Consider the following 1424-nt stretch of genomic DNA (forward strand, 5'->3'; position numbering starts at 1 on the left):
TCAGAACCAACACAGTGGACGCGAGCAACTGAGGACAAGCCCTCGGCCTATTAGTACCGGTCACCTCCACCAGTTACCTGGCTTCCAGATCCGGCCTATCAACCCAGTCGTCTACTGGGAGCCTTACCCCATCAAGTGGGTGGGAGTCCTCATCTCGAAGCAGGCTTCCCGCTTAGATGCTTTCAGCGGTTATCCCTCCCGAACGTAGCCAACCAGCCATGCCCTTGGCAGAACAACTGGCACACCAGAGGTTCGTCCGTCCCGGTCCTCTCGTACTAGGGACAGCCCTTCTCAAGACTCCTACGCGCACAGCGGATAGGGACCGAACTGTCTCACGACGTTCTAAACCCAGCTCGCGTACCGCTTTAATGGGCGAACAGCCCAACCCTTGGGACCGACTCCAGCCCCAGGATGCGACGAGCCGACATCGAGGTGCCAAACCATCCCGTCGATATGGACTCTTGGGGAAGATCAGCCTGTTATCCCCGGGGTACCTTTTATCCGTTGAGCGACGGCGCTTCCACAAGCCACCGCCGGATCACTAGTCCCGACTTTCGTCCCTGCTCGACCCGTCGGTCTCACAGTCAAGCTCCCTTGTGCACTTACACTCAACACCTGATTGCCAACCAGGCTGAGGGAACCTTTGGGCGCCTCCGTTACTCTTTAGGAGGCAACCGCCCCAGTTAAACTACCCATCAGACACTGTCCCTGATCCGGATCACGGACCCAGGTTAGACATCCAGCACGACCAGACTGGTATTTCAACGACGACTCCACAAACACTGGCGTGCCTGCTTCAAAGTCTCCCAGCTATCCTACACAAGCCGAACCGAACACCAATATCAAACTGTAGTAAAGGTCCCGGGGTCTTTCCGTCCTGCTGCGCGAAACGAGCATCTTTACTCGTAGTGCAATTTCACCGGGCCTATGGTTGAGACAGTCGAGAAGTCGTTACGCCATTCGTGCAGGTCGGAACTTACCCGACAAGGAATTTCGCTACCTTAGGATGGTTATAGTTACCACCGCCGTTTACTGGCGCTTAAGTTCTCAGCTTCGCCCCACCGAAATGGAGCTAACCGGTCCCCTTAACGTTCCAGCACCGGGCAGGCGTCAGTCCGTATACATCGCCTTACGGCTTCGCACGGACCTGTGTTTTTAGTAAACAGTCGCTTCTCGCTGGTCTCTGCGGCCACCCCCAGCTCGAACAGCAAGTGTTCTCACCAGGAATGGCCCCCCTTCTCCCGAAGTTACGGGGGCATTTTGCCGAGTTCCTTAACCATAGTTCACCCGAACGCCTCGGTATTCTCTACCTGACCACCTGAGTCGGTTTAGGGTACGGGCCGCCATGAAACTCGCTAGAGGCTTTTCTCGACAGCATAGGATCATCCACTTCACCACAATCGGCTCGGCATCAGGTCTCAGCC

General features: G+C 56.2%; 1 other annotated feature (running past one end of the window).

The features are described 5' to 3' along the window. Positions 1-30 precede the first annotated feature (30 nt). Positions 31-1424, minus strand: a sequence feature (mutual gap in cmsearch alignment for this rRNA model is longer than 100); it runs 2170 nt beyond the window's last position.

The sequence above is a fragment of the Streptomyces yokosukanensis genome (assembly GCF_001514035.1).
Classification (GTDB): Bacteria; Actinomycetota; Actinomycetes; order Streptomycetales; family Streptomycetaceae; genus Streptomyces; species Streptomyces yokosukanensis.